Here is a 9,335-nt window from a genome sequence, read left to right on the forward strand (position 1 = left end):
TATGAGAATTTTAACGACTTTATTAATTTTAGGATATTCAACGGCAGTTCTTGCGCAAGAAACTAAAATAAAACAAGACAGTGTATCGACAGTTTTAGAAGAGATATCAATGCTGGTTGAAAAAAAGAAAAAGATTGAGACAGAAATGAAAATGGCTGTTTCTGTAGATGAGTTTTTGGCTTCTTCCGAGCAAATTAGTTTTATTAAACGCGGAGCGTATGCTTGGGAACCGATGCTTAATAACATGAGTACAGAGCGATCTACTTTAACTATTGATGGAATGCATATTTTTGGTGCATGTACTGATAAAATGGATCCAATTACTTCTTATGTAGAGAGCAACAATCTTTCAACCATAGATATTAAATCTGGACAAGAAGGTGGAATGAATGGATCTACGATTGCTGGTAGTATTGATTTGAAGAGAAAGACGACTGCTTTTGGAAGAAGTAATCCATGGGCAGGGGGCTATCAAACAGGCTATGAGTTTAATAATAAGCAATTTTTTAACCTAGCTAATGTATCTTTTTCTGGAAAAAAACTAGCAGGTGATGTTAGTATAGCCTATAGAGAAGCGAGTAACTATAAAGATGGGAATAATGATGAGGTGAAACACTCACAATACAAAAAAATCAATACTTCCCTAGGAGTAGCATATAAAACATCCGAATTGTCATCAGTGAGAGTGGATGCTATTTTTGATGTAGCGAAGGATGTGGGATTCCCTGCTTTACCAATGGATTTATGGCTATCTCGTGCGATTATTACTTCCTTGTCGTACAAGCAGTTATTTGAAGATCAATTTATCAAAGTATGGGATACGAAAGTGTATTACAACGCCATTGAACACTATATGGATGATACGACACGCCCAGAGAATTTAGTCCACATGGATATGCCAGGATGGAGTACAACCTATGGCTTATTGTCTAAGGCTAATTTTAAACAAGGGAATTATTCTTCTGAACTCCAATTAAACGCCTATAATAATTTATCTATTGCTGAGATGCGCATGTATCCTCAAGATAGAACTGAACGTACTATGTTTGCTTATAGTTGGCCTTGGGTTACTACTACTTATGCAGGGTTGTCCTTAAATAATACAGTTGAATTTTCCGAAACGAATCGAGTAAACTTTGGAGGATCAATAGGGGTAAATTATAACTATTCTAAATATGTAGATTTTAACTGGATCTTTCACCCAGGAGCACCTCAAGAGAAAACTAGATTTTTACCTAGTTTACATGCAAATTATGAAATAGATGTCAATCGATTTAACTTTTCGATTGGAGCAGGATATGGTCATAGAGCACCTTCTGTGTCTGAAGCTTATGGCTATTATATTTACAATAGCTATGATCGATATGATTATATAGGAAATCCAGATTTAAAAAACGAAATCTCCAATGAAATAAATGCAAGTGTGGGATATAAGGATCAAAGATTTTCTCTGAAAGCTAAGCTGAATTATTTTTATATCAAAAACTACATCATTGGGAGAATCTTAAGCTTGGGAAGCCCCATGAATTATCAATCTGTTGGAGTAAAAGGATATACTTCTTTGGACTATGCAACCTTATTTAATTTCGCACTTACAGCAGATTATCACATCCTAGATAATTTGCACTGGAAAGGTAATGTTACCTATGCAAAAGGGCAAGATAATACAAAGGGAAATTTACCCTTTATAAGACCTTTTAGCTTTAATACTGCTTTGCATTATTCATATAGAGACTTTGGAATGCAAACTTCTGTTCATGGAGATTTGAAACAAAGAGATTTTAGCCCTGAATATGGGGAAAGCTTAACTCCTTCTTATACGATTTGGAATGCATCTATTGACTATACCTTTTATGTCAATAATTTTAAAGCGATAGTTCAAGTAGGAGCTGAAAATTTACTAAACGAGTACTATAGTACTTATGCTGATTGGGGCAATATACCAAGAATGGGGCGTAATATTTTCACCTCTTTTAAAATCAATTTCTAAAATAAACTTAATTAATAAATAAAAACAAATGAAAAACTTTAAAAAGTATCTTTTAGTATCTGTGGCTTCATTAGCCCTTGTTTCTTGTTCAAGTGATGATAGTAGCCCTGTGGCTAATAATGTTATCTTAGAATTCAATAATACGTTTAAGGCTAAGACGATTGTTCTTGGTGATGCAACATCTGCTTCTGCCTCAGTAAATACATCTGCAGAGGGACAGGTACATCAGTTCTCTGAATTAAAGTATGTAATCAGTAATATTCGCTTAATTAAAAGCGATGGAAGGGAAATTCCTTATAATGTAAACGATTTAGATCATGGAGCTACGGTAATTGATCAAGCTAAAGAATCGACACTTAGCTACGTTTTGAATAATATCCCTGCTGGAGAGTACAAGCAAATTAAGTTTGGGTTAGGAGTAAGAAGTGATTTGAATACGTTAAATCAAGTGAAATTCCCAGTTTTCTATGCAAATGCTGGAGCGAATGACACAGAAATGATGTGGGAATGGGGAACAGGTTATCGTTTTACAAAAATTGAAGGATTTTATGAGGCAGATAAAAAACAAATGTCTATTCATTCAGGAAGTACAGTAGAAAACGGAGAGGACGGTAAAGAAACTCAAGGTGTTGATGCTTATAGAGATATTACCTTGGATTTACCAAATAATGCAGTGGTAGGAAGTTCTTCGCCTAGAATAGTTATAAAAGCTGATTTTGATCAATTGTTAAGCGGAAAATCAAATACAATAAAACTAAGTACAGGTACAGGTATGAATGACAATGCAACACCAAATATTCATACTGCTTTGCAAATGGTTAAGTTTGTAGATAATTTAGGAGGAAATGGCACAAGTGATGTAAGCGGAATGTTTTCAATTCTTAGTGTAAAATAGTTAGTTAATTAATAAGTAAAAAGAGTCGTTATTAAGTTAATGGCTCTTTTTATATCTAATTTCCTTGTTTTTAATACGTATTAAAAATGATAAAAATTAAAAAGTTAAGTATTTTAGTTCTTGTGCTATTTTTGGCGGCATGTAGCGAGGATGAGAATGTATATATGGATTTAGATAATCCTGAAATAGATTTGCCTGTACCTAGTGGTTTTCCAGCCTGGAATTCCGCAGCATTAAAAAATAAACCTACAAAATATGGAGCTGAACTAGGAGAAAAACTATTTACCGATAAGAGGCTCAGCAAAGATAATAGTATTTCATGTGCTAGTTGTCATATACAAGCTTCTGCATTTGCAGATCATAACCCAAAAGCAGTAGGAATTGAAGGAAGGATAGGACTTCGTAATACTCCACCGATTCAGAACTTACTTTTTATGAAGTCTTACAATTGGGATGGAAGTAAACTTCAATTAGAAAATCAACCTATTGTCCCTATTATTACTCATGAAGAAATGAATTCTTCTATTTTGGAAGTAATTGAAAAAATTAGTAGTGATATAGGATACAAAGTATTGTTTAAAAAAGTCTTTGGAGATGAAACTATTACGCCAGAAAGAATTTATAAAAGTATAGCTCAATATGAATATACTTTAATCTCTGCTGATAGTAAATATGATCGCGTAAAGCAGGATAAGGAGAAATTTACTATTTTAGAGTCTTATGGATACGAGGTGTTTACACAAAAATGTATTAACTGTCATAATGGAGTCCTATTTACGGATCAAAGTTTTAGAAATATAGGATTTCCTGTAAATATTGATACTAATGAGGCTGGAAGAGCAAGAGTAACAGGAAATCTAGCCGATTATATGAGTTTTAGAGTACCTTCACTCAGAAATATTGAATACACAGCTCCTTATGGGAGTTTTGGCCAGTTTGCTTCTTTGAAGGAACTCTTAGACTATATGAATAACGGAGTGTTAGAGGCTGAAAATTTGGATTCTTTTTTTAAAGATAATGGGAACCGAATTCCACTTTCTGAAGCAGAGAAAGAAGCTCTAGTTGCATTTATGTTAACATTGAGTGATGAAAATTTTATAAGTAGGTAATGCCTTTGTTTTATTCTTGACCATAGAATATAGTGAGGTAAGTTCTACTCATTTTCTGTATTTGTTAAATATTATACTTGTCTAATTAAATATTAGTTTTTATTATTTAGAAATTGAGAATTGATTTGTTTTAAAACAGAACTCTAGAAATGTAAGCTATTAAAAATATATAGAAAGTTTTCTACTAGTTTTTTCTATAAGCGATATTATATTACATAAAATATGATGTCTCAAAATGTAATAAATAAAACAACTTTATATTTTGAGATGTTTATTGTAAAAATCAAGATCGGTTTTACAGTTAGGAGTTTTTGAATCAATTATATTTCATGGATGGTATTATTTTTATGTAAAATTATCTAAAGTAAAAATCAAATTTATATAAAAAGCGTCATAAGACGCCTTCATCTGCGAAAGAGTAATAACTCTCAGAAGTTATTATTAAATGATCTAAAAGAGCAATATCAAGTATTTGACTTGCCTGTTTAATTTTGATAGTAATCTGCTTATCTGCCTCACTAGGTTGTAATTTCCCAGATGGATGATTGTGTACTAAGATACAAGCAGTTGCTTTTGTTTTTAACAAAGCTGCAAATAGTAGTCTAATATCAACGATTGTTCCAGTAATACCACCTGATGATATTTCAAGTACACCAAGTACTCTATTATTGTTTGAAAGCATAAGTACTTTGAACTGTTCTAAAAGTTCAATCTTATTCTCATCCCAAGCTTTTAAAGCTACTTCAAAAGCGGAGTAAGAAGAGTCTATTCTTGGTCTTTCAGATGCTTTAACTTTAGACTTGTAGATTAGTTCTATCTCTGATGCCACTAACCAATTGTTGTTTAAAACTGCACTTTCCATAATATTATATTTTTAAATTAATTATGGAGCAGCTACAGGTAATGTTTAAGCAAGCTCAAAAAGCAACGCAATAAAGTGTAGACAAAGTCAAGCATTTATGGGGGAATTTTTTGAAAGCGAACTGCGTAGCATTATCTAGCTTAGTGAGATAATTGGTAAAAAATATAAGGTATTAGGAATGATTTGTTTATTATTGTTAGTGAATAAGTAGGGGGAGTAGTGGAAAGTATATCTCTATGCTGTAAAGCAAAGAGTATAGCTATTTTGTCTTAAATCACTTAAATAGATTTTTAGTTTGATGAAAAAAATAGTTGTTTTAGTTTTATTAGTAGTGTTTTCTATTTCTTGTAAGAAAGAGAGTGCACAAGAGAAAGAACAGGAAGTGTCTTATATGGACTCAATTACATCAGATATTAGTAAAATCTACAGGCAAAGTGATTTTAATGGATTTACTGTTTCTATTGTCAATGATAAGGGAACTTTGTATCAGCAAGGATTTGGATATGCTGATATTGAAAATGAGATTCCTTATACAGATCAGACGATTCAAAATATAGCATCAGTTTCTAAGGTATTTGTTGGAGTTGCTTTGTTAAAAGCTCAGGAATTAGGAAAGCTAAAATTAGATGATCCAATTAATAACTATTTACCTTTTAAAGTAGTTAATCCTTCCTTTCTGAAGGAGGTAATAACAATTCGACATTTAGCAACTCATACCTCAGGTATTGTTGATAATGAATTTTATTTAAGTAAAAACTACATTTTAAAAGAAGGAACATCTACTATAGATTCAAGTTTATGTTTTGATGATATGCAAATCTTTAATCCTTCTGATTCTATTATTTCAATAGAAGAGTTTTTGCAAAATGTACTTGTACAAGGAGGTAAATGGAACACAAAAGATACTTATTCTAAGTATAAACCGGGAGCGATGTATGAGTATTCAAACATAGGTACAACGTTAGCTGCTTTTGTTTTAGAAAAAGCAACAGGAGAGCGGTTTGATGTTTTTACTGAGAAGCATATTTTAGAGCCTTTAAAAATGAAGGATTCTGGATGGAGTTTTCAAAATGTGAAGTTTGAGAATTATTCTAAACTGTATGCAGATAAGAAAAGAGTACTTCCTTTTTACCATATGATTACATATCCGGATGGGGGTTTTATTACATCCGCTTATGATTTGAGTTTATTTCTAACCGAATTAATAAAGGGATACAATCAAAAAGGCACAATACTAAATAAGGAGAGTTATAAAGAGTTCTTTTATCCACAGTTAAAAGAGGCTAATTTTTTAGAAAGAGATGAAAATAACCCCTACAATGAAAGTTACAATGTAGGAGTGTTTATTGGTTTAGGTTTTTCAGGCTATATTGGCCATACAGGAGGAGACCCAGGAGTAGCTTCCCTCATGTTCTTTGATCCTAAACATAATACAGGACGTATTATGATTTTGAACACTTCTTTTTCAGGACAAAAGGGAAGCCAAGATTTCTATAGAATATGGGATGTTTTAAAAAAGTATCAAGGTAAGTTAGAGAACTAACTTTAGTTTACTTCTTCTTATTAATCAAATGAGCCAATTCAGGATCGTTTTCAATGCGTTTTAGCTCTGATTCAATAATTGACTCAACATCAAGTTTAACTTGTCTGTAATTGGCTTGAATCGTCTGGTCTAATGTATTATTACCCTTAGCATCTATGAAGGAAGTTATCTGAGGGATCTTTTGATAGGCTTTCATTTCTTTAGATACTTTTTCGTTATCAACCACTATCTCTGAGTGAAATATCTTTTGCTCAATACGCTCATCAAAATTATCAGATACAGCTCCTACAAACATTCCTTGAGTGAGGGTTGATATTTTTGAAGCAGGAATAAGTGTATCAAGCTGGGTAGAGAAGGAGGTAGAACGATCATTTCTATTAATAGAAATACTTTGACGCTTTTGAAGTATCTTACCAAAGCGTTCTGATAAGGCTTTAGCTGTATCTCCAACTACTTGACCTGAGAAGATATTTCCAACTGTATTTTGAATTACTTTGCTCTCTTTATCTCCATAATCTCTATTAAGCTGTGAGAAATCTTGAAACCCTAAACACACCGCTACTTTATTACTACGAGCAGTAGCAATAAGATTGTCGAGTCCCCTAAAGTAAATAGTTGGTAGCTCGTCAATGATAACAGAGCTTTTAAGTTGACCTTTTTTATTGATCAGTTTTACAATACGTGAGTTATAAAGTCCAAGAGCAGCAGAGTAAATGTTTTGACGATCTGGATTATTTCCTACACAGAGTATTTTAGGCGCTGCCGGATTATTAATATCCAAAGTAAAATCATCTCCTGTCATTACCCAGTATAGTGAAGGTGATATCATACGAGATAGTGGTATTTTAGCAGAAGCTATTTGCCCTTGTAATTGGTCTTGTGCTCCACCTTCCCATGCGTCCATGAAAGGAGAGAGGTAATTCTCTAAATCAGAAAAGGAAGTAAGGATAGTGAACACATCTGCATATTTTTTATTAAGTAGCTCGATAGCATGAGGAAACGTACAATACTTACCGTTTTGGTAAATCTTCAAAAACCATATAATAGCTGCTAATAGTATGATTGGAGATTCTACAAAGAAATCTCCTTGTTTTTGTATCCATGAGCGGTTAAGGTTAAGCATAATGGTATAAGCTGATTCATAAGCATCAGATATATCTGTCATAAACGATGGGTTAATCGGATTACAACGATGACTTCGACTTGGATCATCAAAATTTATCACGTAGAACTTAGGCGCAATAGCGTATTTATTTTTATGTAACAGTAAATGATTATAAGCGATGGTCGATAAGTCATCAAACTTAAAATCGTAGATATACATAGAGAATCCCTTTTCAATTTGTTGTTTGATAAAGTTATTCACCACAGCATAGGATTTACCAGAACCGGGAGTACCCAATACAATCGTTGCCCTAAATGGATTAACTATGTTTATCCAACCACTGTTCCATTTGCCTTTGTAATAAAACCTTGAAGGTAAGTTTACAGAGTATTCATTTTCAATTAATCGAGTCTCTTGCATGAAGCTCTCATTTTCGAAGTTGAACACGTCTTGCATAAGGTTATCGTTTAAGAGCCTACTAATCCAAGCTCCTGATACCAAAAGTAAGATATAGCCTAAGAAGGTGCTTGCTATATATAGAATAGCACTCCAAACGTATCCAAAATCAAGTAAGAAGAAATTGAAAAAGAACAGACTAAAACCAATTGTAAAAACTCCAGTGATTTTAGATATCGTTATCTTTTCATGTTTTACACCTTTGCCTCCCCATAGGCTTAAAGAGAGTAAAACTAGACAAAAGAGTTTCGTATAAAGTAGATGAGAAAACAGTCCCGCTGTTTGGTTGAAATTCACTAGTATTTGATCTACAACATTGTGAGTTATTCCAAGATGTAGAAAGAATGAATAACAATACCAGTATAAGTGCATAAGCATAAGTAAAATGCTTACTGCTCGCATAAACGCTAAAATTTTAGCAAGTGCTTTTAAATCGTCTTCTGATTGCATAATAAATGTAATTAAGATTAATGATTTAAAGTAAAATTGTATTAAAGAAAATACCTTGTAATGGAATGTAGTGGTTTTGTTTGACTTCTATTGATAACAAGTCTACATTATTAAAACTTGTCAATTGTATTATAATTCCTACTTTTAAAAACCAATATTAATTATTATGAACCATTTAAAAGTGAAAGACTATCTAAAAAGCAAGGGCTTTGAAGATCGTTTTATTGAATTTAAACAGAGTACAGCTACTGTAGGTGAAGCTGCAATTGCGATTGGTTGTGATAGTGACCAAATAGCAAAGAGTATAACGCTTTATGCTCCAGAAGAGTGAGCCGCTATTTTGGTCGTCGCTTCAGGAAATAGTAAAATAGATAATAAAACTTTTAAAGACACTTTTGGTATTAAAGCTAAGATGCTTAAATATGAAGATGTAGAAGAGTTAGTAGGTCACCAAGTAGGGGGAGTCTGTCCTTTTGAGGTAAAAGAATCAACCAAAGTCTACTTTGATGAATCTTTAAAAAAACATCAAGTACTCTATCCTGCTGGAGGTAGTGCTAATACTGTAGTCCAATTAAAACAAGAAGAACTACTTGACTTATGTGATTTTGTTAATTGGGTATCTGTGACAAAGTAGATTAATACGATTGTTTGCTTTTCATAGATGGTTAGCAATTTTTTTTAATGTTTCTTCATTTGGATATATTATTACTGTTTTTTAACTAAAAAAGGAAAAGCATAGAAAATATAAAAGAAATTGTCATTTTGCTTAAAGTGAATAATAAAGTAAAGAGAGTTAAAGGAGTGGAAGTTTTATCCACTCCTATTTTAACACTAGAAGATCAAATGTGGGCACTGTCTCTTAAAGTGTGTAAGTTCAAAAATAAAGCTTGGGTTAGGTTTTACATTAAAGTCTAACCCTTTCTTG

General features: G+C 32.5%; 8 protein-coding genes. 6 read left to right on the plus strand and 2 right to left on the minus strand.

Annotated elements, in window-relative coordinates; translation table 11 throughout:
- Nucleotide 1 precedes the first annotated feature (1 nt).
- The 3 genes from HX062_RS11375 to HX062_RS11385 all read left to right on the plus strand — a co-directional run bounded on the left by HX062_RS11375 (nucleotide 2) and on the right by HX062_RS11385 (nucleotide 3,994).
- Nucleotides 2-1,990, plus strand: coding sequence for a TonB-dependent receptor plug domain-containing protein (locus HX062_RS11375; protein ID WP_286467504.1), 1,989 nt, complete (start codon nucleotides 2-4; stop codon nucleotides 1,988-1,990).
- Between the two features lie 28 nt (nucleotides 1,991-2,018).
- Nucleotides 2,019-2,885, plus strand: coding sequence for an MbnP family protein (locus HX062_RS11380; protein ID WP_286467505.1), 867 nt, complete (start codon nucleotides 2,019-2,021; stop codon nucleotides 2,883-2,885).
- Between the two features lie 86 nt (nucleotides 2,886-2,971).
- Nucleotides 2,972-3,994: a cytochrome-c peroxidase gene (locus HX062_RS11385; protein WP_286467506.1), complete on the plus strand. Its 1,023-nt coding sequence runs from the start codon at nucleotides 2,972-2,974 to the stop codon at nucleotides 3,992-3,994.
- A gap of 391 nt (nucleotides 3,995-4,385) precedes the next feature.
- Here HX062_RS11385 and HX062_RS11390 read toward each other — a convergent pair whose 3' ends face one another.
- Nucleotides 4,386-4,856, minus strand: a complete 471-nt coding sequence (locus HX062_RS11390; protein WP_286467507.1) for a JAB domain-containing protein — start codon at nucleotides 4,854-4,856, stop codon at nucleotides 4,386-4,388.
- 298 nt (nucleotides 4,857-5,154) lie between these two features.
- Between HX062_RS11390 and HX062_RS11395 the strand changes: the two genes are divergently transcribed.
- Nucleotides 5,155-6,399, plus strand: a complete 1,245-nt coding sequence (locus tag HX062_RS11395; protein WP_286467508.1) for a serine hydrolase domain-containing protein — start codon at nucleotides 5,155-5,157, stop codon at nucleotides 6,397-6,399.
- Nucleotides 6,400-6,406: 7 nt separating this feature from the next.
- Here the strand turns inward: HX062_RS11395 and mobC are convergent, their stop codons facing one another.
- On the minus strand, nucleotides 6,407-8,410 hold the full coding sequence (mobC, locus tag HX062_RS11400) for a conjugal transfer protein MobC (RefSeq protein WP_286467509.1): 2,004 nt from the start codon (nucleotides 8,408-8,410) through the stop codon (nucleotides 6,407-6,409).
- A 166-nt stretch (nucleotides 8,411-8,576) separates the two neighbouring features.
- On the opposite strand from mobC, the gene HX062_RS11405 reads away from it, so the two are divergent.
- Both HX062_RS11405 and HX062_RS11410 read left to right on the plus strand, forming a co-directional pair.
- Nucleotides 8,577-8,741: a YbaK/EbsC family protein gene (locus tag HX062_RS11405; RefSeq protein ID WP_286467510.1), complete on the plus strand. Its 165-nt coding sequence runs from the start codon at nucleotides 8,577-8,579 to the stop codon at nucleotides 8,739-8,741.
- Nucleotides 8,742-8,750: 9 nt separating this feature from the next.
- Nucleotides 8,751-9,044: a YbaK/EbsC family protein gene (locus HX062_RS11410; RefSeq protein WP_286467511.1), complete on the plus strand. Its 294-nt coding sequence runs from the start codon at nucleotides 8,751-8,753 to the stop codon at nucleotides 9,042-9,044.
- Nucleotides 9,045-9,335 lie beyond the last annotated feature (291 nt).

Origin of the sequence: Myroides sp. DF42-4-2 (assembly GCF_030326445.1) — a bacterium.
Classification (GTDB): Bacteria; Bacteroidota; Bacteroidia; order Flavobacteriales; family Flavobacteriaceae; genus Flavobacterium.